This window comes from Micromonospora sp. WMMD708, from assembly GCF_049315245.1.
Classification (GTDB): Bacteria; Actinomycetota; Actinomycetes; order Mycobacteriales; family Micromonosporaceae; genus Micromonospora; species Micromonospora wenchangensis.
The window spans coordinates 5,047,474-5,074,105 of record NZ_CP186060.1; the positions used below are offsets into that span (position 1 = coordinate 5,047,474).

Sequence of the window (26,632 nt, forward strand, 5' to 3'; positions counted from 1 at the left end):
TGGGCCGACCCCGGTCGGGAATCCTCGCAGCCGCCCACGGCGTGGACGGATGCGGCAACCCCTCTACTTTGCCACATCCCCCGGGGGCAGGGGGAAGCCACCCCGCTCCAGCGCGGCCACGTCCCGTTTGTCCAGGATCTCCGGCGAGAGCGCGGCGATCATGTCGGGCCGTCGGCGGGCCGTGCGGATCAGCGCCTCGTCGCGCCGCCAGCGGGCGATCCGCCCGTGGTCGCCCGAGCGGAGCACCTCGGGCACCTCGTGCCCCCGCCAGCTCGCCGGCTTGGTGTACATCGGGGCTTCCAGCAGGCCGTGGACGTGCGACTCGTCGTCCAGCGAACCGGCGTTGCCGAGCACCCCGGGCAGCAGCCGGGTGACCGCCTCCAGGATCACCAGCACCGCGACCTCACCGCCGAAGAGCACGTAGTCGCCGAGCGAGACCTCGGTGACCCGCAGCCGGGTCGCCGCGTGGTCGAGCACCCGCTGGTCGATGCCCTCGTACCGGCCGCAGGCGAAGAGCAGGTGCGACTCGGTGGCCAGCTCGTGCGCCAGCGCCTGGGTGAACGGCGCACCGGCCGGGGAGGGCACCAGCAGCCGGGGCAGGGTCAGGCCGTCCGGGGCCAGTTCGTCGGGGGCCAGCGCGTCCAGCGCCTCACCCCACGGCTCGGGCCGCATCACCATGCCCGGCCCGCCGCCGTACGGCGTGTCGTCGACCGTACGGTGCACGTCGTGGGTCCAGTCCCGCAGGTCGTGGACGGCCAGCCGGAGCAGGCCCTGCTCCCGGGCCCGCCCGATCAGGGACAGGTCGAGCGGGGCGAAGTACTCCGGGAAGATCGACACGATGTCGACGCGCATGTGGGTGGCTTCCGGCTAGAGGTCGAGCAGACCGGCCGGTGGGTCGACGACGACGCGTCCGCCGGCGAGATCGACCTCCGGGACGATCGCCTTGACGAACGGGATCAGCGCGCTGCCCCCCTGCGGGCGGCGCAGGACGAGCAGGTCGGAGGCGGGCGCGTGGTCGATCTTCGCCACCTCGCCGAGGTGCTCGCCGGCCGGGGTGACCACGGCCAGGCCGACCAACTGGTGGTCGTGGAACTCCTCCGGGTCCTCCGGCGGGGCGACGGAGGCGCTGTCCACCCCGAGCAGGGTGCCGCGCAGCGCCTCGGCGGTCTCCCGGTCGAGCACCCCCTCGAAGGCCACCAGCATCCGCCCCTGGTGCCAGCGGGCCGCCTCGACGGTCAGCTCGGCGGGGACCTCGTAGGCCACGCCGGGTGCGACGGCCCCGGCCGGCTCGACCGCGCCCCGGCGCGGTGCCGCCACCCGGGGCGTCGCCCCCGGCTCGGTGCACAGCACCGCGCCGGGGGCGAACCGCGCTTCGGGCTCGTCGGTCCGCACCTCCACGGTGACCTCACCGCGGATGCCGTGCGGTTTGCCGATCCTGCCGACGATGAGCAGCATCAGTACGAGTCGACGATGTCGACGCGTACCCCGCGTCCACCGATGGAGCCGATCACCTGACGCAGTGCCTTGGCGGTCCGCCCGGACCGCCCGATCACCGTGCCGAGATCCTCCGGGTGCACGCGGACTTCCAGCCGCTTGCCCCGACGGGAGTCGACCATGCGGACGCGCACGTCGTCCGGGTGGTCGACGATCCCCTTGACCAGGTGCTCCAGGGCGGGACGCAGCGGCATGTCAGGCCTGCTCACCGGCGTCGGCAGCAGCAGCCGGGGCCTCGGCCGCAGCCTCGGTCTTCGGCGCCTCGGTCTCGGCCGGAGCCTCCGCCTTGGCGGCCTTGCGGGCCGGCTTGGCCGGGGTCTCCGGGGCCAGGCCGGCGGCGGCCTTCGCCTCGGCCTCGTACGCCGCCTTGCGGTCGGCGCGCTCGGCGGCGACCTTGAGCGGCGGCGGGGCCGGCAGGCCCTTGAACTTCTGCCAGTCGCCGGTCAGCTCCAGCAGACGCTGGACGGCCTCGCTCGGCTGCGCGCCGACCGAGAGCCAGTACTGGACCCGCTCCGACTTGACCTCGATGATCGAGGGGTCTTCCTTCGGCTGGTAGACGCCCACGAACTCGATCGCGCGACCGTCACGCTTGGTGCGCGAGTCCGCGATGACGATGCGGTACTGCGGGTTGCGGATCTTGCCCATCCGCAGGAGCCGGATCTTTACGGCCACAGTTGTTTCGCTCCTGTTGCGATTTCACCGACCCGGCTACGGGCGGTGCACGGGTGAGCGTCGACCGGCACAGTGGGGTTGGGCCGGAGACTGCTCGATGGACTGGCGACGCGCCCGGGTTAGAGGGCGCCGAACGCGCGCCGGATACCAGCGAACCATTCTGCCAGATCACCCGGCGAACACTCACATCGGCCCACCCCACCGGCCCGGCGGGCGGCCCGGCCGGGAGTGGGCCGCGACACACTCACCGCACGGGGGGCCGGTCCCAGCCGGGCGGCAGCCCGGTCGGGGGTGTCCAGTCGGCCGGCGGGACGAAGTCGCACCAGGTGCCGTCGAACGGGAACTTCCCCGCCTCGGCGAGGGCGATCACCCGTTCCCCCTCCGCACGCACGGCGCGGGCGTCGGTCACCCAGTAGTGGTCGGGGAAGGCGAGCCGCTCGGTGAACTCGTCCTCGTCCTTCCACTGCCAGCTGAGGTCGGGTCGGACCACCACGTCCAGGTCCTGGTCGACCACGTCCACCCCGGCCAGCGCGCCGTCGTCCCACCGGACGCCGGGCTCCTCCAGGTTGACGTACCAGGCGACGAACCGGTCCTGGTCGTCGCGGAAGAACCAGACCGAGTGGGCCGCACCCGTGGGCAGGAACTCCAGCAGCGGCGGTCCGTTCCAGCGGCCCCGGGCCAGCCGGTACGACGAGGTGATCCAGTCGGTGAACGGCACCGCCCGCATGCCCAGGCCCGCCTCGGTGACCTCGTGCGCCACCGGCGTGTCCCGGGCCACCCAGAGCAGCAGGCCCCGGTCGTCGTCGAGCACCACCCGGGCCGGCCGGACCCAGCCGATCCGGCCGTGCCGCACGTTCCGGTGCACGATCAGCTGACCCGGTTCGAAACGCACCACACCTCCACAGCTCTGCACGGACTTGCGGTCACCGGCGCTCCCCCGCCGGCCACGCACCCCGGTCCGGGTGTGTCGGCGGCGTACGGGAGGCACCGCCGGCAGGGACGGCCGGAACCGGGGTCGCGGCGGGCCCGGGGCCGCCCGTGGAGTGGCTCAGTAGGCGCGGGCCAGGATGGCGGTGAGGTCCGGCTCGTCCTCGTTGTCCGGTACGGAGCCGTCGGCCCGCAGCAGGCACCGGACGGTGACGCCCTGGCCGTTGGCCTCGGCCTCGCCCGCGACACCGACGGCCGACCACGGCACCATGGCCCAGCCGGTCGCCGCCGCCTCGATCGCCTCGGCGAGGGTGGACACCTCGACGGTGCGGGACCGCCGGTGGGCGAGCGCCTCGTCGTGCAGGGCCTGCTGGTCGGCCTCCAGGGCGGCCAGGACCGCCCCGACGACGTCCGCGACCGGGGTGGGGGCCTTCGAGCCGTCCGTCCGCCGGACCACGACCGCGTTGCCGGCGGCCAGGTCGCGGGGGCCGACCTCGACGCGTACCGGATAGCCGCGCAGCTCGGCGTCGACGGCCCGGCGGCCGAACGCGGTGTCGGTGCGGTCGTCGAGCGCGACCCGGACCCCGGCGTCGCGCAGCGCGTCACGCAGCTTGGCCGCCGCCTCGCCGACGCCGTCGCCCGCCTTGACGATCATGACGTACGCCTGGACGGGGGCCAGCCTCGGCGGCACCCGCAGCCCGTTGTCGTCACCGTGCGCCATGATCAACCCGCCGAGCATCCGGGTGGAGGTGCCCCAGGAGGTGGTCCAGGCGTGCTCCCGGCCACCCTCGGCCGAGGAGTAGCTGATGTCGAACGCCTTGGCGAAGTTCTGCCCCAGCTCGTGACTGGTGCCGAGCTGGAGCGCCTTGCCGTCGCCCATCATGCCTTCGCAGGTGTAGGTGGCGGTCGCCCCGGCGAACCGCTCCCGGGCGGTCTTGAGCCCGACCACCACCGGGATGCCCAGCACGTTGACCATCAGGTCCTCGTACGCCTCGTGCAGGATCTTGCGGGCGTAGGCGCGGGCGTCCTCCCGCGTGGCGTGCGCGGTGTGCCCCTCCTGCCACAGGAACTCGCTGGTACGCAGGAACACCCGGGGGCGCAGCTCCCAGCGGACCACGTTCGCCCACTGGTTGAGCAGCAGCGGCAGGTCCCGGTACGAGTCGATCCACTTGGCCATGAACTCGCCGATCACCGTCTCGCTGGTGGGGCGCACCACCACCGGCTCGGCGAGCTGCTTGCCGCCACCGTGGGTGACCACCGCCAGCTCCGGCGAGAAGCCCTCGACGTGCTCGGCCTCACGCTTGAGGTAGCTCTCCGGGATGAACAGCGGGAAGTACGCGTTCTCCGCGCCGGCCGCCTTGATCCGGGCGTCCATCTCGGCCTGCATCCGCTCCCAGATGGCGTAGCCGGCCGGTCGGATGACCATGGTCCCCCGGACCGGGCCGTTGTCGGCCAGCTTCGCCTTGGCGATCAGGTCCTGGTACCAGCGGGGAAAGTCCTCCGCACGGGGAGTGAGCACGCGAGCCATGACCGCACATCCTATGCGCCCCGCCCGGCGTCGACGTCATCGGGCGCGCTACCGCGCCCCGCGCCGCCCGGCCGGGGTCAGCGGACCACCCGGCCGCGCAGGACGATCCGGCTGGGCGTCCGGACCACCCGCAGGTCGCGGCGCGGATCCTCGGGGTAGACGACCAGGTCCGCCAGGCCGCCCTCGACCAGGCCGGGGAAGCCGAGCCACTGCCGGGCCCGCCAGGAGGCGGCGGCGAGGACGTCCACGGCAGGCATACCGGCCTGCTCGTGCAGCAGCAGCATCTCCTCGGCGGCCAGCCCGTGGTCGATGCCGCCGCCCGCGTCGGTGCCCACGTAGATCGGCACCCCGGCCTCGTGGGCGGCACGCACCACCTCGGGGAAGCGGTCCCGCAGGGCGAGCATGTGGTCGGCGTAGCCGGGGAACTTGGGGCGGGCCGCGGCGGCGATGCCCCCGAAGGTCCGAATGTTGATCATCGTGGGGACCAGCGCGGTGCCCTGTCGGGCCATCAGGTCGATCAGGTCGGGACTCAGCCCGGTGCCGTGCTCCACCGAGTCCACCCCGGCCCGCACCATGATCTCCACGGCCGACTCGCTGAACGTGTGCACCGCCGCGCGTACCCCGGCGGCGTGCGCGGCGGCCACGGCGGCGGCCATCGTGTCGGCGTCCCAGGCCGGGGCGAGGTCACCGACGCCCCGGTCGATCCAGTCACCGACCAGCTTGACCCAGCCGTTGCCGGCGGCGGCCTGCGCGGTGACCGCCGCGGTCACCTCCGCCGCGTCGACCTCCAACCCGATGTCGCGCAGGTAGCGCTTCGGCGGGGCGACGTGCCGCCCGGCGCGGGCCAGTCGCGGCAGGTCCGGTTCGTCGTCGAGTTCGGGGTACGGGTACGGCGAGCCGGCGTCGCGCAGCGCGAGCACCCCCGCGTCGCGGTCGGTACGGGCCAACGTGCGGGCCTGGTCGAGGGAGGTGACCGGGGTGGCCCCCCGGGCGATGCCGAGGTGGCAGTGGGCGTCGACCAGTCCGGGCAGCACGAACCCGGAGTCGGCGACCGTCTCCGCGCCGGGCACCGGGTCGAAGGTGACCCGGTCGCCGTCGAGCCAGACGTCCCGGACCTCGTCGTCGGGCAGGAGCACACCGCGCACATGCAGAGCCATGCGCACAGTCCTACCCGATCACTTCCGCGCCCGCTCGAGGACCTCCTGCCGACGCCGCGTCCACGCCGGGAGGTCGAGTGTCACCTTCCAGGGCCGGTCGATGGTGACCAGGCCGTCGGTTTCCACGCTGGGCTCGTAGCCGCCCTTGGGACTCAACAGAAGTTCGGTAAAGGTGATCTTCTCCCGCAGCGGATCGATGACCCAGTAGGCACCCACTCCGGCGTTGGCGTAGATGCGGACCTTCTCGTGCCGGTCGCGGATGGTCGATTCGGGGGAGATGACCTCGACGGCGAGCAGGGCGTCCTGGACCGGCACCGGCGAACGGTTCGCCTGCTCGACCCGGATGACCACCACGTCCGGTCGTGGTTCGTTGCGGCGGTCGATCGACAGGGACTGGTCCATGCTGACGAAGTAGTCGTCCGGGCAGTGGAGTTCGAGGGCGAACACCACCCGGGCACAGACGAACTGGTGTAGCGGCGTGGGGGACGGCACGATCAACCTTCCGTTGATCAGTTCGTACGGAAGGTCCTTCGGCAGGTCACCGAGGTCGTCGACCGTCCACTCGTGCCGTTCGGGCAGGATCGGGGCCGCGGTCATGACATCTCCTTCCAGGGGGGCGAAACCACCCTAAGTGCCCACCTCGTCGCCCACCGTAACCGACACGCGTCAGCGGGGCCGGTTGTCGCCCTTGCCGAGCTTGTTGAAGTCGATCTTCGGAAGCTTGAAGCCCGGCGGCAGCCCCTGGCCGCCCGCCAGGTCGTTCGGATCCATCCCCGGCGGGAGCTGCGGCATGCCACCGGGGAAGCCGCCCGGCAGCCCGGCGCCCGCGCCGCTGCGCGGCCGGTTGCCACCCTTGGTCCCCTTGCGCTTGTTCTTCGGGGACTTGGTGGCCTTACGCCGACCGCCGCCGGGCAGGCCCATCATGCCGCCCATCTGCTTCATCATCTTCTGCGCGTCGGCGAAGCGGTTGAGCAGCTGGTTGACGTCCATCACGGTGACCCCGGAGCCACCGGCGATGCGGGCCCGCCGGGAGCCGTTGATGATCTTCGGGTTGGTCCGCTCGGCCGGGGTCATCGACCTGATGATCGCGGTGACCCGGTCGAAGTGCTTGTCGTCCAGCTCGGCGAGCTGGTCCTTCATCTGCCCCATGCCGGGCATCATGGCCAGCACGTTGGCGATCGGGCCCATCCGCCGCACCGCGATGAGCTGGTCGAGGAAGTCCTCCAGGGTGAACTGCTCGCCGCCCATCAGCTTGGCGGTCATCTTCTCCTTCTGATCGGTGTCGAAGGCCTGCTCGGCCTGCTCGATCAGAGTGAGGACGTCGCCCATGCCGAGGATCCGGCTGGCCATCCGGTCGGGGTGGAAGACGTCGAAGTCCTCCAGCTTCTCACCGGTGGAGGCGAACAGGATCGGCTGGCCGGTGACCTCCCGCACCGACAGCGCGGCACCACCCCGGGCGTCGCCGTCGAGCTTGGACAGGACCACACCGGTGATGCCCACGCCGTCGCGGAACGCCTCGGCGGTGCGGACCGCGTCCTGACCGACCATCGCGTCGATGACGAAGATGACCTCGTCGGGGTCGACCGCGTCGCGGATGTCGGCGGCCTGCTGCATCATCTCGGCGTCGATGCCGAGCCGGCCGGCGGTGTCGACGATGACGATGTCCCGGGCGGCCCGCTTCGCGTGCTCGATCGAGGCGCGGGCGACCTGCACCGGGTCGCCGGTGCCGTTGCCGGGCTCCGGGGCGTACACCTCGACGCCGGCGCGACCACCGAGCACCTGGAGCTGCCCGACGGCGTTGGGACGCTGGAGGTCGGCGGCGACCAGCAGCGGCTGGTGCCCCTGGGCCTTGAGCCAGCGGGCCAGCTTGCCGGCGAGGGTGGTCTTGCCGGAACCCTGGAGGCCGGCCAGCATGATCACGGTCGGCGGCTGCTTGGCGAACTGGAGCCGCCGCCCCTCACCGCCGAGCACGCTGATCAGCTCTTCGTTGACGATCTTGACGATCTGCTGGGCCGGGTTGAGCGCCTGGGAGACCTCCGCGCTGCGGGCCCGCTCCTTGACGTTCGCGATGAAGCCCTTCACCACCGGCAGCGCGACGTCCGCCTCCAGCAACGCCAGGCGGATCTCGCGGGCGGTGGCGTCGATGTCGGCGTCGGTGAGCCGGCCCTTGCCGCGGAGCTTGGTGAAGATTCCGGACAGGCGGTCACTCAAGGTGTCAAACACGCGAACATCCCGTATGTCGTCAGCGGCGGGCACAGGTGCGGCCGGGCCGGCTGTCCAGCCCACCGTTAGGGTAGCCCGCCGGCCGCACGCCCGCTCCGGCCCCGCGCCCCGCGCCCCGGGGCCGGCCGGCGGCGGGCCGCCCACGATCCACCGGCCGGCCCGGCCGGTGGACGTCGGGCACACCGCAGGTCCGCCGGCACCACGTGCGGGCGGTGTCGCCTCCGGCGGACGGTCCTACACGGCAGCGAGCACGGCGGCCTCGATGTGGTCCCGCTGCTCGTCCGACGGCCAGCCACCCACCAGGTAGAACGCGTCGACCACGTCGCCGCCGAGGGTGGAGATCCGGGCGGCGCGCACCTGCGCCCCGGCCTCGTCCAGCGCGCAGGTGACCCGGTAGAGCAGGCCGGCCGCGTCGGCGGCCCGCAGCTCCAGCAGGACCGCGTCGGTGGCCGCCTCCCGGTGCCAGACGACCCGGGGGGCCGCTCCCCCGCTACGGGCCGCGAGGGCCCGGCCGCGCAGCCGTTGGGTCACCGAGACGTCGCCGGTGACCGCGCGCCGCAGGTCGGCGCTGAGCGCGATCGGGTCCGGGGCCAACCCGTAGCGCGGCTGCACCCGGCACTCGACCAGGGCCCGGCCGTCGACCGTGGCGGCGTCCGCCGAGATCACCTCCAGCCGGTGCAGGGCCAGGCAACCGGCGACCGTGGCGAGCAGCCCCCGCCGGTCGGCCGCGGCCACCGCCACCCGGTCCTCGGTCAGGTGTACGACCGGCAGCGGCCCGGAGACCAGCGCCGGGTCGGGGGCCGGCGGGGCGGGCACCACGCCCGTGTCCAGGGTGGTCCGTACCCGGGCGACCAGCTCGGCGATCAGCCGCCCCTTCCAGCCGGACCAGGCGGCCGGGCCGGTGGCGGCGGCATCGGCCAGCACCAGGGCGTGCAGCAGTTCCAGGGTGGTGGTGTCGCCGACCCGCTCGGCCACCCCGGCGATCGTCTTCGGGTCGGACAGGTCACGGCGGGTCGCCACGTCGGGCAGGAGCAGGTGCAGCCGGACCAGCGTGCCGATCAGCGCGGCCTCCTCGGCGGGCAGGCCGATCCGGGTGGCCACCGCCTCGGCCAGCGGCGCGCCGACGGTGGAGTGGTCGCCGTTCAACCCCTTGCCGATGTCGTGCAGGAACGCGCCGATCAGCAGCAGGTCGGGGCGCTCGACGTCGCGGGTGTGCCGGCTCGCCTCGTACGCGGCCTGCACCAGGTGCCGGTCGAGGGTGAACCGGTGCACCGGGTTGTGCTGGGGCAGGCTGCGCAGCCGGGTCCACTCGGGCAGCCAGCCGTCGATCAGGCCGTACCGGTCGCAGGTCTCCCAGGCGGGCACCAGGCCCGGCCCGGCGCCGAGCAGGGTGACGAACGCGGCCCGGGCGGCCGGCGGCCAGGGCGCGGGCAGCGGCGGGCAGTACGCGGCCAGCCACTCGCAGGTGGCCCGCGCGATCGGCAGCCGGTGGGTGGCTGCCGCGGCGGCGATCCGCAGCGACAGGCTCGGGTCGGGGCGGGCCCCGATGGCGGTCCGGGCCAGCACCAGTTCCCCGTCGTGTTCGACCACGTCCCGGGCCACCGGGCGGCGCAGCGGCCGGCCGTCGGTGCCCCGGCGACGGCCGGAGCGCAGCCGGTCGGCGGCCCGCCAGGCGTCGTCGAGGGCGTGGCTGACGGTGCGCGCGTCGCCGGCCACCCGGCGCAGCAGGGCGTCACCGTCGCCGGAGTCCGCCCGCGTCCCGGCCCCGGCGGCCTCGGCCGACGACTGGCGCAGGCCGAGCAGCGCGGCGACCCCGGCGCGTTCCTGGGCGACCAGCCGGTCGACCCGGCGGCCCACCTGCTGGTGCAGGGCGTCGCGGGTGTCCAGCAGCCGCAGGTGGGCGGCGCGGACGGCGGGACGCAACGCGTCGGTGATCCCCGCGGTGGCGATGGCCCGCAGGATGCCCACGTCGCGCAGCCCGCCCGCGGCCTCCTTCAGGTCGCCTTCGAGCAGGAAGGCCAGCTCGCCGTGGGTACGCCAGCGCACCTCGGTGATCTCCCGCAGGGCGGGCAGCTGGCGGACGGCGGTGCGCCGCCAGTGGTCGGTGGCGGTCCGGGTGAGGGTGTCGGCCAGCGCCCGGTCACCGGCGACGAACCGGGCGTCGAGCAGGGCCAGGGCGACCTTGACGTCGTCCTGGGCCACCGACAGCGCCTCGGCGAGGGTGCGCACGGAGTGGTCGAGCCGGACCCTGGCGTCCCAGATCGGGTACCACAGGGCAGCGGCCAACTCGTCCACCCCGGGCACCCCGGCGTGCAGCAGCACGAGGTCGAGGTCCCCGTAGGGGGCGCACTGCCGACGGCCCAGGCCGCCGACGGCGATCAGGGCGATGCCCTCCCGGGCCGGCAGCAGGCCGTGCAGCCAGGCGTCGAACGCCCCGGCCCGGGCGAGCCGGGCCGGTTCGCCGATGCCGGCGGGAACCCCGACGACCCCGTCGACCAGGAGGTCCGTCCCTGCGTCGGTGCTGTCGTCCGACGCGTTCCTCCTGGTCGACGAGGTCATCTACAGGTCCTCCTACAGGGCGTCGAGGCCGCGCTCGCCGGTACGGACCCGGACGACCTCTTCCACGCCGGTCACCCAGACCTTGCCGTCACCGATCTTGCCGGTACGGGCGGCTGCCACGATCGCGTCGACGACCTTGTCGACGTCCATCTCGTCGGTGAGCACCTCGACCCGGATCTTGGGCAGGAACTCGACCGTGTACTCGGCACCCCGGTAGACCTCGGTGTGCCCCTTCTGACGCCCGTACCCCTGGACCTCGCTGACGGTCAGGCCGGCAACGCCGAGGGCGTGCAGGGCCTCCTTCACCGCGTCCAGTTGGTACGGCTTGATGACCGCGGTCACCAGCTTCATGTCCAAGCCCTCCATTCTCCGAACGTTAACCGGCGACCTTCTCGTCCACCGGCGCGGCGGCCGGCTCGGGGGCCTCCGGGGAGGCCGGCTTCGCGCCGCCCGGGGTGATCCCGGCCATCGCGAACGCACCGCCACCGGCACCGCCGGTGCTCGGAGACAGGTCGTAACCGCTCTCCGCGTGCTCGCTGATGTCGATGCCCTCGACCTCGTCCTCGGCCTTGACCCGGAAACCGAGGGTCTTGTCGATGACGAAGGCGAGCACCCAGGCGACACCGAACGACCAGGCGGTCACGATCAGGCCGGCGAGGGCCTGGCGGCCGAACTGGGTCACGCCGCCGCCGTAGAACAGGCCGTCGGAGGCGCCGACCACGTCGCTGATCGCGGCGTTGACCGAGTTGGTGGCGAACAGGCCGAGCCACAGCGAGCCGATCCAGCCGCCGACGAAGTGCACGCCGACCACGTCGAGCGAGTCGTCGTAGCCGAGCTTGTACTTCAGGCTGATGGCCAGGGCGCAGACCACACCGGCGACGATGCCGAGCAGGACCGCCGCCCAGGGGGTGATGAACCCGCAGGCCGGGGTGATGGCGACCAGACCGGCGACGGCACCGGACGAGGCGCCGACCATGGTCGGCTTCTTGTCCTTGATCCACTCCACCGCGATCCAGCCGAGCACCGCCGCGGCGGTGGCGAGCTGGGTGTTGATGAAGGCCAGCCCGGCGACCGAGTCGACGGTCAGCTCCGAACCGGCGTTGAAGCCGAACCAGCCGAACCACAGCAGGCCGGCACCGAGCGCGACCAGCGGGATGTTGTGCGGCTTCATGCCCTCACGCGGCCAGCCGAGCCGCTTGCCGAGCACCAGGGCGACGGCGAGGGCCGCCGCACCGGCGTTGATGTGCACCGCGGTACCACCGGCGAAGTCGAGCGCGTGGATCTTGGCACCGATGATGCCGCCGCCCCACACCCAGTGGGCGACGGGGAAGTAGACCAGGGTGGCCCAGCCGAAGGCGAACAGCAGCCAGCCGCCGAACTTGGCCCGGTCGGAGATCGCGCCGCTGATCAGCGCGACGGTGATCACCGCGAAGACCATCTGGAACGCCATGAACACGTACAGCGGGACGCCGATGCCGCTGGGGTTCTCCGCCGTGGCGCCCCACAGGTCGGTCTCGGCGAGGAAGGTCTTGGTGCCGAGGTACGCACCGGGGTCGCCCCAGAAACCGTTGACGTCGGTCCCGAAAGCAATGCTGAAACCGTAGAACCACCACAGAACAGAGATGAGCCCGATGGCGGAGAAGCTCATCATCATCATGTTGAGCACGCCCTTGGCCCGGTTGAGGCCGCCGTAGAACAGCGCCAGTCCGGGGGTCATGAGCAGCACGAGAGCGGTCGAAACCAGCAGCCAAACGGTGTTGCCGCCGTCGATCGTCGGTGCTTCAGGCACGCTGGCCTCCTAAAGGTGAAGTTCCCTCCTTCGCGGCTTCCGGGGCAGCGTCGCCCGTACGCCGGTTGCGCGGAAGCTTGGCCGGCTGCTGTTTCCTGGACCGACACCCCTCGATTTCCGACACGTGACGGGTTGTTTCCGGCGTGTGAAGAACCTCGATCATGAAAACCCGAACCCGAAAGAGTGGCCGTTCCGGCACGAACGGCCACTCTTTCGGCGTTGCGGCCGATCGCAGGGGGTTCCGGGGCACCGCACGCACCGGAGGGGCCGCGCTCAGCGCAGGGCGTACTCCAGGGTGTGCCGTTCGTAGTCGAGCAGACGCAGATCGCGCATCGGGCGACGGAGGTGACCCTTGTGCACGATCCGGACGAACGCCGGCTCCCCCGCCGCCGCCATCCGCCGGATGCCCTCCACATGGTCGACGATCCGCTTGCGGATGGTCCGGATCAGCCGGTGCCGGTCCCGGGGGATCAGCCCGTACGCGTCGGCGAACAACCGCAGCCGGCGCGGCCGGTCCGGGTGCTTCCAGCCGAGCGTGATCGAGTCCCGGTCGGCGAAGATCGGCACCCAGGTCCACGCCGCGTACGCCACGTCGTAGATCCGGGCACCGGGCGAGGCGAGGTCGAAGTCGATCAGGCCGAGGGTGCCGTCGGGCCGCCAGATCACGTTGTGCGGAGCGGCGTCGTGGTGGCAGATCACCTCGGTGTCCGGCGGTGGCGGGCCGAACGAACGCCAGACCGCACCGGGCGGCGGGGCGAAACCGTACTGGGCGTCGTGGAACATCCGCAGCATGGTCGCCACCGTCACCAGCGCCTCGTCGGTGACCCAGTGCGGGGCCAGCGGGTACTCCCCGCACTCCCCTTCGAGGTAGGACAGCACCTCCCGGTTGCGCTCGTCCATCCCCAGCGCCCGGGGAGCGCCGGTGAACCCGACGTACTCCAGGTGGCGCAGGAGGGCGTGCACCGAGGGCGTCCACGGGCCGGCGTTGCGCCGGACGGTGTCGCCGACCCGGACGACGGTGCTCACGTTCCCGCCGTGCAGCGGGATCTCCTGCGAGGTCACGTACGGTCTCCCCAGGCCCGGCGCCGCATGGCGGGGGTCACGCCACCCGGCGTACGCGCGATCGTCGTTGCTCACCGCGAGGTTACGCGTCCCGGGCGAGCGGCTCGGTGCCGAGCAGCGCGTCGACGAACTGCGCCGGGTCGAACGGGGCCAGATCGTCCGCGCCCTCGCCGAGACCGACCAGCTTGACCGGGATGCCGAGCTTGCGCTGGACGGCGATCACGATGCCGCCCTTGGCCGTCCCGTCGAGCTTGGTCAGCACCACGCCCGTCACGTTCACCACCTCGGTGAAGACCCGGGCCTGTTCCAGCCCGTTCTGCCCGGTGGTGGCGTCCAGGATCAGCAGGGTCTCGTCGATCGGGCCGTGCTTCTCCACCACCCGCTTGACCTTGCCCAGCTCGTCCATCAGGCCGATCTTGTTCTGCAACCGGCCGGCGGTGTCGATGAGCACCGTGTCGGTGCCGGCGTCGATGCCCCGGCGGACCGCGTCGAAGGCCACGCTGGCCGGGTCGGCGCCCTCCGCGCCCCGGACGGTCTCGGCGCCCACCCGGCCGCCCCAGGTCTCCAGCTGGTCGGCGGCGGCGGCCCGGAAGGTGTCGGCCGCGCCGAGGGTCACCGAGCGTCCGTCGGCGACCAGCACCCGGGCGATCTTGCCGCAGGTGGTGGTCTTGCCGGCGCCGTTGACCCCGACCACCAGCAGCACCGCCGGCGCGCCGTCGCGGCCGGTGGTGCGCAGCGACCGGTCCAGGCCCGGGTCGAGGGCGTTGACCAGCTCGGCGGCGAGCAGGTCGCGCAGCTCACCGGCGGAGCGGGTGCCGAGCACCCGGGTCCGCTCGCGGAGCCGGTCGACGATGTCCCGGGTGGCGTCGATGCCGACGTCGGCGGTGATCAGGCTGTCCTCGATCTCCTCCCAGGCGTCCTCGTCGAGGTGGTCGCGGGCGAGCAGGCCGAGCAGGCCCTTGCCGAAGGCGTTCTGCGAGCGGGCCAGCCGCGACCGCAGCCGGACCAGCCGGCCGGCGGTCGGCTCGGGGACCTCCAGCGGCGGGGCCGTCGCCACCGGCGGCTCGACCAGGACGCCGGTGGACAGGTCGGACTCCGCCGCCTCCACGGGCGGCCCGGCGAGGTCCTCCTCGGCCCGGGTGTCGACCTCGGTCTGCGGCAGCGGGGGTGCGGCACGCCGACGCAGCCGGGGCACGACCAGGCCGAGGCCGCCGAGGATCAGCACGCCGAGCAGGGCCAGTGCGACGAGGAGGTAGTCCGTCATGCCGAAATCCTGTCAGATGCCGACGACCGCGTCCCACTCACCGCCTCCAGACCCGGGCGAGCTGCGGGTACGCTCGCCGCTGCCGGGGGTGACCCACCCGCCCGCGGGGTAGCAGAGATGAACCGTCTTCTCCTCGGAGGTGCCGCCCATGCCCGAGCCACGTCTGCTCATCGGCCCGTTGCTGCGCCGGGTCGTCGGCACCCGGGCGACGGTGTGGGTCGAGACCGGCGGGCCCGCGGTGGTCACCGTCCGCACGGCCGAGGGCGCCACCGGCTCCGCGCCGACCTTCTCCGCGTACGACCACCACTACGCGCTGGTGGTGGTGGAGGGGCTGACCCCGGACCACGCCACCACCTACGAGGTGCTGGTCGACGACGAGCTGGTCTGGCCGGTGGCCCGCGACGGCTTCCCGCCCAGCGTGATCCGGACCAGGGCGGCCGACGACCGGGACCAGCCGGTCAGCCTGATCTTCGGGTCGTGCCGGGAGACCACCCAGCACAACACCACCCGCAAGCTGCCCCCGGACGCGCTGGACGCGTACGCCCGGCGGCTGATGGCCGCGCCCGACCCGGACGACCTGCCCGACCTGCTGGTGCTGCTCGGCGACCAGGTCTACGCCGACGTCACCTCGCCCACGGTCAGGCGGCTGCTCAAGCGGCGTCGGCGGCGGCCGAAGGACGCCCCGGCCGACCAGGTGGTCAGCTTCGACGAGTACACCAAGCTCTACCTGGAGTCGTGGCGCGACCCGGAGATCCGCTGGCTGCTGTCCACCGTGCCCAGCGTGATGATCTTCGACGACCACGAGGTGATCGACGACTGGAACACCTCGAAGTCGTGGCGGGCCGACATGCGCCGGCAGGCCTGGTGGGCCGAGCGGATCCGCAGCGGCCTGGCCTCCTACTGGGTCTACCAGCACCTGGGCAACCTGGCCCCGGACGAGATCGCCGCCGACCCGCTCTACGCCAAGGTGGTCGCCGCCGAGGACGCCACCACGGTGCTGCGCGAGTTCGGCGAGCGGGTGGACAGGGAGGCCGACGAGGCGCACGACACCGAGCGCTGGCGGGCCGTGCAGTACCAGTGGAGCTACGCGCTGGATCTCGGCCGCACCCGGCTGGTCATGCTGGACAACCGGTGCAGCCGGGTGCTCGAACCGGGCGGCCGGTCGATGCTGCCGGCCGGTGAGTGGTCCTGGTTCCTGGACCGGGCCCACGGGGTCTACGACCACCTGGTGATCGGCGCGTCGCTGCCCTGGCTGCTGCCGCCGGGCATCCACCACGTGGAAACGTGGAACGAGAAGCTGGCCGACTCCGGCCGGCCGTGGGTCGCCGGGCTGGCCGAGAAACTGCGCCGGGCGCTGGACCTGGAGCACTGGGCCGCGTTCCGCCGCTCGTTCGACGCCCTCGGGGCGCTGTTCGTGCGGCTGGGCAGCGGCGTCCCGGCCACCGCCGGGGACCGGGTCGGCGCGGGGCCCGCGTACCCGGCACCGGCGTCGATCAGCGTGCTCTCCGGCGACGTGCACCACTCGTACGTGGCCCGCGCCCGGTTCGACGACCCGGCGGTACGCACCCCGGTGCACCAGCTCACCTGCTCCCCGATCCACAACCAGGTGCCGGCGGCGATGCGCCCGCTGATGAAGCTGGGCTGGAGCGCGGGGCCGGCGGCGGCCACCCGGGCGTTGGCCCGTTCCGCCGGGGTACGCCGCCCGACGGTGCGCTGGAAGAAGCTCGCCGGCCCGTACTTCGGCAACGCGGTGAGCACGTTGCGACACACCGGGCGGGAGGCGGTGGTGCTGATCGAGGGCACCACCAGCGACGGGCACCTGCGTGAGGTGGCCCGGCAACGGCTCTCCTCGGCGAAGTGACCTCCGCCACGTACCCTCGGTGCCGTGGACGATCATCTGCCGGAGACGCTGCGCGTGTTGGAGCACGAACTCACGGCGTTGCTCCGCCGGGGCCGGGCACTGTCCTGGGAGATCGCCCGGGAGGTGCACCCCAACCTGGAGCCCAACGCGTACGGTCTGCTGCTGTGGCTGCGCCGGTCCGGGTCGACCCGGCTGACCGACCTGGCCGCCCAGCTGGGTATCGGTAAGGGCACGCTGAGCCGGCAGATCCAGGGGTTGGAGGCGTTGGGTCTGGTGCGCCGCGACCCGGACCCGGTCGACCGGCGGGCGGCGCAGCTGCGGCTGACCGAGGAGGGCACCCGGCGCTTCGACGCGGCGCGGTCGGCCCGGATGGACCAGATCAACCGGTCGATGGAGACCTGGCCCAAGCGGGACGTCGAGGAGTTCGCCCGCCTGATGCACCGGTTCAACGAGACCTTCTGAACCCGCTCGCGCCCCCGGGCCGGGGGGAATAGAGCCACGTCACGTCCGGTTGTTGCTTGAGGCAACGAACGCTTACGGTTGCCCGAGGCACCCTTTTCACCACCAGCGGAGGCAGCGACGATGACCCAGGCGACAGCGCCCACCCGGGCGACCGGCGTCGAGATGACCCACCGGCAGATCCTGGAGGCCCTCTCCGGACTGCTGCTGGGCATGTTCGTCGCGATCCTCTCCTCCACGGTCGTCTCCAACGCGCTGCCGCGGATCATCACCGAGCTCAAGGGCGGTCAGTCCGCCTACACCTGGGTGGTCACCTCGACCCTGCTGGCGACCACCGCGACCACCCCGATCTGGGGCAAGCTCGCCGACCTGACCAGCAAGAAGATCCTGGTCCAGCTCTCCCTGGCCATCTTCGTGCTGGGCTCCGTGCTGGCCGGGCTGTCCCAGTCCACCGAACAGCTCATCGCCTGCCGGGTGCTCCAGGGCGTCGGGGCCGGCGGCCTCACCGCCCTGGCCCAGGTGATCATGGCGACGATGATCGCGCCCCGCGAGCGCGGCCGGTACAGCGGCTACCTCGGCGCGGTGCTGGCCGTCGGCACCATCGGCGGCCCGCTGATCGGCGGCGTCATCGTCGACACCTCCTGGCTCGGTTGGCGCTGGTGCTTCTACGTCGGCGTGCCGTTCGCCATCGCCGCCCTGGTGGTGCTCCAGAAGACCCTGCACCTGCCGGTCGTCAAGCGCCAGGTGAAGATCGACTGGTGGGGCGCGACCCTGATCACCGCCGCCGTGTCGCTGCTGCTGATCTGGGTCACCCTGGCCGGCGACAAGTACGACTGGATCTCCTGGCAGAGCGCCGTCATGGTGACCGGCGCGGTCGTGCTCGGCACGCTCGCCGTCCGGGTGGAGAACCGGGCCAGCGAGCCGATGATCCCGCCGAGGCTGTTCCGCAACCGCACCATCACCCTCGCCGTCGTCGCCAGCATCGCCGTCGGCGTGGGCATGTTCGGCGCCTCGGTCTTCCTGGGTCAGTACTTCCAGATCAGCCGGGGCGAGAGCCCGACCATGTCCGGCCTGATGACCATGCCGATGATCCTCGGCCTGCTGGTCTCCTCCGTCGTCGTCGGCCGGATCATCACCCGGACCGGCCGCTGGAAGCGCTACCTGGTCGCCGGTTCCGCGCTGCTCACCGCCGGCTTCGCGCTGATGGGCACGATCCGCTACGACACCCCGTACTGGCACCTTTCCGTCTACATGGCGCTGATCGGCCTCGGGCTCGGCATGACCATGCAGAACCTCGTCCTCGCCGTGCAGAACACCGTCGCCGCCCACGAACTCGGCGCGGCCAGCTCGGTGGTGGCGTTCTTCCGCAGCCTCGGCGGCGCGGTCGGCGTGTCCGTGCTCGGCGCGGTCCTCGGCCACCGGGTCAAGGACTACATCGCCGACGGCCTCACCTCGCTGGGCATCCCGGCCTCCGGGTCGGGCAGCGGCGGCGTCCTGCCCGACGTGCACACCCTGCCGGGCCCGATCCGGATCGTGGTGGAGAGCGCCTACGGCCACGGGGCCGGCGACATCTTCCTGGCCGCCGCCCCGTTCGGGTTGATCGCCCTGATCGCGGTGATCTTCATCAAGGAGATCCCGCTGCGCCAGCACACCGGGGACACCGTCACCGGGACCGTCGCGCAGGAGTCCGCCGTCGCGGCGGGCGGCGGGGCGGCGGTGGTCCGCACCGGGACCGACCGGTGAGCGTCCCCGTCGAGCGTGAGCAGTACGGCCCGCAGGCCCGCCCGCAGCAGTTCGAGCGGGGCACCGACGGGCCCCGGGTGGTGCTGGTCGGCGTCGACGGCAGCCGCACCTCGCTGCGGGCCGCGTCCTACGCGGCGGGGCTGGCCCGCAGGCAGGGCGCCGGGCTGGTGGTGGTCTTCGTCAGCGCCCCGGCCGGCTACGCCTGCCTCATGCCGGGGGTGGTGGCCGGGGCGGTCCAGCAGACCCACGACGAACTCGCCGCCGAGCTACGGCAGGAGTGCCGCCGGGGCGCGGAGGAACTGGGGCTGCCGGTGACGTTCCTGTGCCGGCGCGGGGACGCGTACGCCGAGCTGCGGGCGGCGGCCGACGAGTCCCGGGCGGACCTGGTGGTGGTCGGCTCCTCCGAGCAGGCGGGTCACCGGCTGGTCGGTTCCGTCGCCACCCGCCTGGTCCGCACCGGCCGCTGGCCGGTCCTCGTCGTCCCCTGACCGGGGATCGGGTCGACGCCACCGCCTCCCGGGTCACCACCGGGCACCCCGACCGGTGATACCGCCGACGGTGCGACGGATATCGGTCGCGGAATGTCGGACCGGGCGGCGAGGATGCCGGTCATGACCTGGCGTGCACCGGAGATCACCCGGACCCCTGAACTCCCCGTCGGCGACGAGCGGCCCATGCTGGAGAGCTGGCTCGACTACCACCGGCAGACCCTGCTGCTCAAGTGCGCCGGGCTGACGGCCGAGCAGTTGCGCACCCCGAGCGTGCAGCCGTCGACACTGACCCTGCTCGGCCTGGTCCGCCACCTGGGCGAGGTGGAGTCCTGGTGGTTCCGGGAGAACTTCGCCGGGCAGCAGGTCGACTACCCGTACGGCACACCCGAGAACCCGGACGCCGACCTCGACGTGACCCACGCCGACGCCGAGGCCGACTTCGCCACCTACCACGAGCAGGTCGCCCTGGCCCGGGCTGCCACCGCCGGCCGCTCGCTCGACGAGACGTTCACCGAAGTCGGCACCAAGAAACGGACCTTCAGCCTGCGCTGGGTCTACCTGCACCTGATCGAGGAGTACGCCCGGCACAACGGCCACGCCGACCTGCTCCGGGAACGCCTCGACGGCGTCACCGGCGAGTGACCCCGTCGCCGGTCGGCGCGGCCCCGGCCGAGGTCAGTGGGCCAGCGCCGCCCGCAGGTAACGCAGCCCCTCCGGCCCGCTCCACCGGTACGCCGACAGCCCGGCCGCCCGCGCCCCCCGGACCGCCCAGTCCTCGTCGTCGACGAAGAGCACCCGGGCGGGCGGGGTCTCCAGGGCCGCACAGGCGGCCTGGAAGTACTCCTTCGCCGGCTTGTGCACCCCGACGACCGAGGAGTTGACCACCACGTCCAGCTCGCCGACCAGACCCAGCTCGGCGAGGTCGGTGTCGAGCAGGTCGGTGGCGTTGGTGCCGAGCCCGACCCGGATGCCGCCGGCCCGCACCGCGCGGACGAAGGCCAGCACGTCGGCGTCGACCTCGCCCCGGTAGCGCTGCCACTGCTCCACGGCCGCGCGGGCCCGCTGCGGCCCGACCGAGTCGCTCAGCGCATCGGCCACGCTGGACATCCAGTCGGCATGGCTGACCTGACCGGTCAGCACCGGTTGCAGCCTCCCCCAGTGCATGGCGATCTCGCCGAGCACCCCGGCGGCGAGGCCGTACTCCCGTTCGACGTCGGCGGCCACCGCCGGGTCCCAGTGCCGCAGCACGCCGTCGAAGTCGAGCAGGAGCGCCGTCGGCCGTTCCCGTGCCACTACTGATTCTCCTCGTGTCCGTCGGACCGCTCGGCGTCGGTCCGGTTGAGCCGTTGGCTGATCACCTGGGTGACCCCGCTGCGCATGGTCACGCCGTAGAGCGCGTCGGCGATCTCCATGGTCCGTTTCTGGTGGGTGATGACGATCAGCTGGCTCTTCTCCCGCAGTTGCGCCAGCAGGGTGATCAGGCGGCCCAGGTTCACGTCGTCGAGGGCCGCCTCCACCTCGTCCATGATGTAGAACGGGCTGGGCCGGGCCCGGAAGATCGCCACCAGCATCGCCACGGCGGTCAGCGACCGTTCGCCGCCGGAGAGCAGCGACAGCCGTTTGATCTTCTTGCCGGGTGGCCGGGCCTCCACCTCCACGCCGGTGGTGAGCAGGTCGTCCGGCTCGGTGAGGATCAACCGGCCCTCGCCACCGGGGAACAGCACCGTGAAGACCTGCTCGAACTCGCGGGCCGTGTCGGCGAACGCGCTGGCGAAGACCTCCAGGATGCGCTCGTCGACGTCCTTGACCACGATGAGCAGGTCACGCCGGGTGGCCTTGAGGTCCTCCAGTTGCTCGGAGAGGAACTTGAACCGCTCCTCCAGGGCGGCGAACTCCTCCAGCGCGAGCGGGTTGACCTTGCCGAGCAGGGCCAGTTCCCGTTCCGCCTTGGCGGCCCGCTTCTCCTGCACCGGCCGCTCGTAGCGGACCGGTTCGGGCACCGGCAGGCCGTCGCGTTCGGCCGCCGCCACGTCGACCGGGGTCGGCGGGACGGGCTGGGTCGGGCCGTACTCGGCGACCAGGGTCTCCACGTCCAGGCCGAAGTCCTCGGCGGCCTTGGCCTCCAACTGCTCGATGCGCAGCCGCTGCTCGGCGCGGGCCACCTCGTCCCGGTGCACCTGGCTGGTCAACCGTTCCAGCTCCGCGCCGAGCCGCTTCGCCGCGCCGCGTACCTCCTGGAGTTCCGCCTCCCGGGCGGCGCGTTCGCGGGCGACCGCGTCGCGGTGCTCCTCGGCCCGCGCGATGGAGGTGGCGAGCCGGGTCAGCGCCTCGCGGGCGCCGCCGACCACGGCGCGGGCGATCGCCGCGCCCCGGGTCCGGGCCGCCCGCCGGGCCGCAGCCCGCTCCCGGGCCGCCCGTTCGGCGATGGCCTGCCGGGCCAGCGAGTCGGCCCGGCCGGCGATCGAGGCGACCCGCTCCTCGGCGGTACGCACCGCGAGGCGGACCTCCATCTCGTTCTGCCGGGCCCGGGGCACCATCGCGGCGAGCTGGTCCCGTTCCTCGGTGGACGGTTCCGCGTCGATCGGGGTGTCCTCGGCGAGCCGCAGCCGTTCCGCCAGCTCGGCAAGGGCCGCCAGGTCACGTTCCCGGGCCGCCTCGGCGCGGGCACGGCTCTCGCCGAGCCGGTCGGTCTCCGCCTTCGCCGAGCGGGCCGCCGCGCCCAGCTCGGCCAGCCGACGGGCGGCGGCGTTGCGGTGGCTCTCCGCCTCCCGTTTGGCGGCGGCGGCGTGCTGCACTGCCTCCTTCGCGGCGGCCACCTCGGCCCGGGCGTCGACGAGCTTTTCGCGCAGCTCGGCGGCCGTCCGCTCGGCGGTGTGCCGGTTGGTGCGGGCCTCCTCCACGGCGGCCTGCACCTCGATGAAACTCGCCGCCTTGGCCGACCCGCCGGCCGCCGCGTACGCCCCGACCACGTCACCGTCCGGGGTGACCGCGCGCAGCTCCGGATTGCCGGCGACCAGCTCGGCGGCGGCGGCGAGGTCGTCGACCAGCGCCACGTCGCGCAACGCCCGGTGTACGGCGGGACGCAGCTCGGGGGCGCACTCCACCAGGTCGGGCGCCCACCTGGCGGTCTCCGGTAGCCGGGGGCGCAGCGCGTCGACGGGGCCGGTCATGCCGGGGCCGGCGGGACTGCCGACCAGCAGGCCGGCCCGGCCTGCGTCGGAGATCTTCAGCAGCCGCATCGCCTCGACGGCCTCGTCGACACCGGTGACCGCGACCGCGTCGGCCAGCCCGCCGAGCGCTGCGGCGAGCGCCGCCTCGTGGCCGGCGGCGACGGTGAGCAACCCGGCCAGGCTGCCCAGCAGGCCGGGCACCTCGTCGGCGCGGGCGAGCAGCGCCCCGGCCCCGTCCTTGCGGCGCAGCCCCAGGGCGAGCGCCTCCTCGCGGGCCTTCCACGTCGCGGCGTCCTTCTCGGCCGCCCGCTCGGTGTCGGCCAGCGCCCGGACGGTGGCCTGCGCCCGCTCGTGGGCGGCCACCGCCTCGGCGTGCCGGTCGTCGAGTTCGGCGTTGTCCCGGTCGGCCTCGGTGGACTGTTCGGCGACCGCATCCAGCTCGGCCTGGGCCTGGTCGGCGCGGGCCAGGGCGTCGGCGTGGGCGGCGGCGAGCCGCTCGATCTCCTCACCGGCGCTGGTCGTCCGCGCCTGCGCCGAGTTCACCTGCCCGGTCAGCCGGGCCAGCCCCTCCCGCCGGTCGGCGATTGCCTTGGCGGCGGCGACCAGTTCCCGTTCGGCGGCGGCGAGTTGGCGTTCCAGCTCCTGCCGGTGCTCGACGGCCTCGGCGAGCCGGATCTGGTCGTCGGTGAGCGCCCCGCGCAGTTCCTCCTCCTGCTCGCGGACCCGCTGCGACTCGGCCTCCAACTGGTCGGGGTCGCGGCCGGGGCGCTCGTCGTCGCCGGTGGCGCTGAGGTGGCGCAGCCGTTCCCGGGCCACCTGCTCCACCGAGCGGAACCGTTCGGACAGCGCGGAGAGCTTGTACCAGGTGTCCTGGGCGGCGGCGAGCAGCGGAGCGTCCTCGGCGAGCGCGGCCTCCAGCTCACCGAGGCGGCCCTGGACCTCGGCGTGCTCGCCCTCGATCTGTTCGCGCCGCTGGCGCAGCGCCGTCTCGTCGGCGATCTCCTTGTCCAGGGTGGCCCGCAGGGTGTGCAGGTCGTCGGCGAGCAGCCGGAGCCGGGCGTCACGCAGGTTGGCCTGGATGGCGGCGGCCCGGCGGGCCACCTCGGCCTGCCGGCCCAGCGGCTTGAGCTGACGGCGCAGCTCGGCGGTGAGGTCGGTCAGCCGGTTCAGGTTCGTCTGCATCGCGTCGAGCTTCCGCAGCGCCTTCTCCTTGCGCTTGCGGTGCTTGAGGACGCCGGCCGCCTCCTCGATGAACGCCCGCCGGTCCTCCGGCTTGGCGTGCAGCATGCCGTCGAGCCGGCCCTGACCGACGATGATGTGCATCTCCCGGCCGATGCCGGAGTCGCTGAGCAGCTCCTGGATGTCGAGCAGTCGGCAGGAGTCGCCGTTGATCTCGTACTCGCTCTCGCCGGAGCGGAACATCCGGCGGGTGATGGAGACCTCGGTGTACTCGATCGGCAGCGCGCCGTCGGTGTTGTCGATGGTGAGGGTGACCTCGGCCCGGCCCAGCGGCGCCCGGCCGGCGGTGCCGGCGAAGATGACGTCCTCCATCTTGCCGCCGCGCAGCGCCTTGGCGCCCTGCTCGCCCAGCACCCAGGCGATCGCGTCGACGACGTTGGACTTGCCGGAGCCGTTCGGGCCGACCACGCAGGTGATCCCGGGCTCCAGCTTCAGCGTCGTGGCGGAGGCGAAGGACTTGAACCCCTTCACCGTCAGACTCTTGAGATGCACCTGTCCGATCCTCGTCCGGTGGCCACCGCAGGCGTCGCGGGCTGCGCGGACCTGGTGAACCCGCAGACTAACCCGTGGCTACGCGGCGGCCGGCACGCGACCCGCCCCGCCGCCGGCCGACACCCGCGCCGGGGGTGGAATTGATCGGGGTGGCCCACGCCACATCAGTTCGCAAGATCGTGAATTGGTGGGCGGAGAAATATGTGGCGGACAGCACTGCGCGCCGGCACGAAAGTGTCGGCGCGCTTTTTCGCGGTGGTGCTGTTCAGTTTTCTGTGTACCCGACGATCAGGTGAGCGCCGGCTCGGCCAGCCGGAGGAGGTCGTCCACCTCCGCCGCAGCCGCCGCGAGCCGATCGTTGTCGGCACGCAGGCGCGTGATCTCGAACTCCAGGGCCTGGACCCTGGAACGCAGTCGGGTGACCTCGTCGAGCAGACGCCGGTCGGGCGCTGCACCTACGTGGCCGTAGAGGGCCTTCGCCATGCTGACTCCTTGATATGCGCTGCCGGAAAAGCCGGCCAACGCGCGCCCATTTCGTGTTCGCGACTACTACCAGGCCATCGAAATTCGGGCGTGGCTGGGCGCGACTGGCGACACCTATATATTGAGCGACAACCGCTCGTTCGTCAAGTTCTCGCAGGCCGTAGATCATCTCCACGTCTGCCCTGTGCACTTGCCGAGGGGGCCGCAAGGCTCGGACACTCTCTGTCCGGACTCCTTGACTCTACGCCTTCCCGGGCGGGTACGGTGACCCTGGACGGTCGTCTCTCCTTAACTCTTCCTTAGCCACATTGCCGCTGTTCCGTGGCCGCCGTAGCGTCACCCCGGCCCGCAAGCGACCCGTGGAGGCGACAGGCGTGTACGGCTGGACCGACCCGAACGACCCGGACGCCGCATACCGACGGCCGCAGCCGTCGGCGGACGACCCGACCTGGCTGACCGACCGCCCCGCTCCGCGCTCGGCGTACCTCTTCGGCGACGACCCGGCCGTGGACGCAGCGGCGCAGCCGGGCACCGCCGGGGCGGACGCCGCGACCGGGCCCGCCGGGGGCACCCCGCCCCCTGCCGCCGACCGGTGGGCCGATGCGCCGGCCGGTCAGGACCCCACCGGGCCGTGGCAGGGCGAGCAGACCGGCTGGCAGGACGCACCCACCGGCCGCTGGCACGCCGGGCCCGCCGGGCACTGGGACGCCGCCGGGCAGACCGCCGCCCACCAGGAAGACGCGTGGCAGGCCGACGCGTGGCAGGCCGAGCGGTGGTCGGACGGTCGGAACGAACCGGCCGGAACGTGGCAGGGCGACCCGGCCGGAACGTGGCAGGAAGACCCGGCCCGTGCCTGGCAGGGCGAGCCGGCCGGCGCGTGGCAGGAAGACCGGACCGGACCGTGGCCCGACGAGCAGGACGACCGGGCCGGAGCCTGGCAGGGCGCGCGGGACGACCGGGACGACCGGTGGCCGGACGAGCAGGCCGCCTCCCGGCCGGACGGGCAGCCCCACACCTGGCCGGCCGGGCACGGCGAGCCGGACCATCCGTGGCAGGGCGGGCGGGACGACCCATGGCAGGGCGGGCAGGACGACCGGGCGGGCGCGTGGCAGGGGCAGCCGGCCGCCGGGCCGGCGCGCGCCGACCAGCGGGACGCCACCGTGGCCACCCCGACGGTCGGGCCGGTCGACGTGGTGGCCGCGACCGGTCGTACCCGGCGGTCGCGACGTCCGCTGCTCATCGGCGGTGCCGCCGCGGCGGCGACCCTGGTGGTGAGCCTCGGCATCGGCGCGGTGCTGCTGCCCGACGACGACGGGAACACCGACCGGACGGCCCTCGACGAGCCGGTGGCCACCGCGCCGGTCATCTCCGACACCGCCCCGGCCAGCAGCGCCCCGGCCTCCCCCAGCGCGTCGCCGAGCCCGTCACCGACGTCGGCGAGCCCGTCACCGAGCCGCACCGCCACGCCGACGCCCACCCCGAGCCGGACCAAGGCCGCGTCGCGGCAGACCGCGCGGAGCGGCTCCGGCACCGTGGCCCCGACCGCGCCCCCCACCACCCGGGCGGCGGTCAGCGGCGGCGGTGGGGGCAGCCAGACCCAGCAGGTCGTCGACCTGGTCAACGCCGAGCGGGCCAAGGCCGGCTGCGCGGCCGTCACCGTCGACGCCAAGCTGACCCTCGCCGCCCAGCAGCACAGCCAGGACCAGGCCGACCACAAGACCATGACGCACACCGGCAGCGACGGCAGCAACGCCGGGCAGCGGCTGGACCGGGCCGGCTACGCCTGGCGCACCTACGGCGAGAACGTCGCCTGGAACCAGCAGACCCCGGCTGCGGTGATGCAGGCATGGATGAACAGTTCCGGTCACCGGGCCAACATCCTCAACTGCGCGTTCACCCAGATCGGCGTCGGGGTGGCCAACGGCAACGGGCCGTACTGGACGCAGGACTTCGCCGCCCCGCGCTGACCGGGGACGGCCGACCGGGCCGCATCGTCCCAGGCCCCCGGCGAAGACGTGA

General features: G+C 73.1%; 23 protein-coding genes. 6 read left to right on the forward strand and 17 right to left on the reverse strand.

The features are described from left to right. Positions 1-63: 63 nt before the first annotated feature. The 14 genes from trmD to ftsY form a co-directional block, all read right to left on the reverse strand. Positions 64-852 (reverse strand): tRNA (guanosine(37)-N1)-methyltransferase TrmD, encoded by a 789-nt coding sequence (trmD, locus tag ACN260_RS22215; protein WP_422752873.1) that lies wholly within the window; start codon positions 850-852, stop codon positions 64-66. A gap of 15 nt (positions 853-867) precedes the next feature. Next, the gene (rimM, locus tag ACN260_RS22220) at positions 868-1,452 is read right to left on the reverse strand and encodes a ribosome maturation factor RimM (protein ID WP_422756795.1); all 585 of its coding nucleotides are present in this window, start codon (positions 1,450-1,452) and stop codon (positions 868-870) included. Between the two features lie 2 nt (positions 1,453-1,454). Continuing rightward, positions 1,455-1,715: an RNA-binding protein gene (locus tag ACN260_RS22225; protein WP_172862164.1), complete on the reverse strand. Its 261-nt coding sequence runs from the start codon at positions 1,713-1,715 to the stop codon at positions 1,455-1,457. After that, positions 1,690-2,166, reverse strand: a complete 477-nt coding sequence (gene rpsP, locus ACN260_RS22230; RefSeq protein WP_422752874.1) for a 30S ribosomal protein S16 — start codon at positions 2,164-2,166, stop codon at positions 1,690-1,692. Before rpsP ends, ACN260_RS22225 begins: the two co-directional genes overlap by 26 nt. Before the next feature lie 244 nt (positions 2,167-2,410). After that, on the reverse strand, positions 2,411-3,058 hold the full coding sequence (locus ACN260_RS22235; protein ID WP_422752875.1) for a DUF402 domain-containing protein: 648 nt from the start codon (positions 3,056-3,058) through the stop codon (positions 2,411-2,413). 156 nt (positions 3,059-3,214) lie between these two features. Then, positions 3,215-4,621: a proline--tRNA ligase gene (gene proS / locus ACN260_RS22240; protein WP_422752876.1), complete on the reverse strand. Its 1,407-nt coding sequence runs from the start codon at positions 4,619-4,621 to the stop codon at positions 3,215-3,217. A gap of 77 nt (positions 4,622-4,698) precedes the next feature. Then, positions 4,699-5,778 carry an amidohydrolase family protein gene (locus ACN260_RS22245; RefSeq protein ID WP_422752877.1) on the reverse strand — a complete coding sequence of 360 codons (1,080 nt, stop codon included), beginning with the start codon at positions 5,776-5,778 and terminating at the stop codon, positions 4,699-4,701. Positions 5,779-5,796: 18 nt separating this feature from the next. Further along, a complete protein-coding gene (locus ACN260_RS22250) occupies positions 5,797-6,375 on the reverse strand; it encodes a Uma2 family endonuclease (RefSeq protein ID WP_422752878.1) in 579 nt (192 codons plus the stop codon). 69 nt (positions 6,376-6,444) lie between these two features. Beyond that, entirely contained in the window at positions 6,445-8,001 is a 1,557-nt protein-coding gene (gene ffh / locus ACN260_RS22255) for a signal recognition particle protein (RefSeq protein ID WP_422752879.1), read from the reverse strand. 234 nt (positions 8,002-8,235) lie between these two features. Next, entirely contained in the window at positions 8,236-10,560 is a 2,325-nt protein-coding gene (locus ACN260_RS22260; RefSeq protein ID WP_422752880.1) for a [protein-PII] uridylyltransferase, read from the reverse strand. 12 nt (positions 10,561-10,572) lie between these two features. Continuing rightward, entirely contained in the window at positions 10,573-10,911 is a 339-nt protein-coding gene (locus ACN260_RS22265) for a P-II family nitrogen regulator (protein ID WP_067307311.1), read from the reverse strand. Between the two features lie 25 nt (positions 10,912-10,936). Continuing rightward, the gene (locus tag ACN260_RS22270) at positions 10,937-12,349 is read right to left on the reverse strand and encodes an ammonium transporter (protein WP_422752881.1); all 1,413 of its coding nucleotides are present in this window, start codon (positions 12,347-12,349) and stop codon (positions 10,937-10,939) included. Positions 12,350-12,622: 273 nt separating this feature from the next. Further along, positions 12,623-13,486, reverse strand: a complete 864-nt coding sequence (locus tag ACN260_RS22275) for an aminoglycoside phosphotransferase family protein (RefSeq protein ID WP_204923815.1) — start codon at positions 13,484-13,486, stop codon at positions 12,623-12,625. A gap of 7 nt (positions 13,487-13,493) precedes the next feature. Beyond that, positions 13,494-14,675, reverse strand: coding sequence for a signal recognition particle-docking protein FtsY (gene ftsY, locus ACN260_RS22280; RefSeq protein ID WP_422752882.1), 1,182 nt, complete (start codon positions 14,673-14,675; stop codon positions 13,494-13,496). A gap of 148 nt (positions 14,676-14,823) precedes the next feature. Between ftsY and ACN260_RS22285 the strand changes: the two genes are divergently transcribed. From ACN260_RS22285 to ACN260_RS22305, 5 genes are all read left to right on the forward strand, one after another. Beyond that, the gene (locus ACN260_RS22285) at positions 14,824-16,536 is read left to right on the forward strand and encodes an alkaline phosphatase D family protein (RefSeq protein ID WP_422752883.1); all 1,713 of its coding nucleotides are present in this window, start codon (positions 14,824-14,826) and stop codon (positions 16,534-16,536) included. Between the two features lie 24 nt (positions 16,537-16,560). Next, complete coding sequence (locus tag ACN260_RS22290; protein ID WP_377682928.1) at positions 16,561-16,998, forward strand: MarR family winged helix-turn-helix transcriptional regulator; 438 nt, start codon at positions 16,561-16,563, stop codon at positions 16,996-16,998. Between the two features lie 120 nt (positions 16,999-17,118). Further along, positions 17,119-18,738 carry an MDR family MFS transporter gene (locus ACN260_RS22295; protein ID WP_422752884.1) on the forward strand — a complete coding sequence of 540 codons (1,620 nt, stop codon included), beginning with the start codon at positions 17,119-17,121 and terminating at the stop codon, positions 18,736-18,738. After that, positions 18,735-19,226, forward strand: coding sequence for a universal stress protein (locus tag ACN260_RS22300; RefSeq protein ID WP_422752885.1), 492 nt, complete (start codon positions 18,735-18,737; stop codon positions 19,224-19,226). Before ACN260_RS22295 ends, ACN260_RS22300 begins: the two co-directional genes overlap by 4 nt. 123 nt (positions 19,227-19,349) lie before the next feature. Beyond that, on the forward strand, positions 19,350-19,871 hold the full coding sequence (locus ACN260_RS22305; protein ID WP_422752886.1) for a DinB family protein: 522 nt from the start codon (positions 19,350-19,352) through the stop codon (positions 19,869-19,871). A 33-nt stretch (positions 19,872-19,904) separates the two neighbouring features. On the opposite strand, the gene ACN260_RS22310 is transcribed toward ACN260_RS22305, so the two are convergent. The 3 genes from ACN260_RS22310 to ACN260_RS22320 form a co-directional block, all read right to left on the reverse strand. After that, positions 19,905-20,522, reverse strand: coding sequence for an HAD family hydrolase (locus tag ACN260_RS22310; RefSeq protein WP_422752887.1), 618 nt, complete (start codon positions 20,520-20,522; stop codon positions 19,905-19,907). Then, positions 20,522-24,130: a chromosome segregation protein SMC gene (gene smc / locus ACN260_RS22315; RefSeq protein WP_422752888.1), complete on the reverse strand. Its 3,609-nt coding sequence runs from the start codon at positions 24,128-24,130 to the stop codon at positions 20,522-20,524. Before smc ends, ACN260_RS22310 begins: the two co-directional genes overlap by 1 nt. 288 nt (positions 24,131-24,418) lie before the next feature. Beyond that, entirely contained in the window at positions 24,419-24,613 is a 195-nt protein-coding gene (locus ACN260_RS22320) for a hypothetical protein (protein ID WP_067305353.1), read from the reverse strand. Between the two features lie 308 nt (positions 24,614-24,921). On the opposite strand from ACN260_RS22320, the gene ACN260_RS22325 reads away from it, so the two are divergent. Next, positions 24,922-26,580 (forward strand): CAP domain-containing protein, encoded by a 1,659-nt coding sequence (locus tag ACN260_RS22325; RefSeq protein ID WP_422752889.1) that lies wholly within the window; start codon positions 24,922-24,924, stop codon positions 26,578-26,580. Positions 26,581-26,632: the final 52 nt, after the last annotated feature.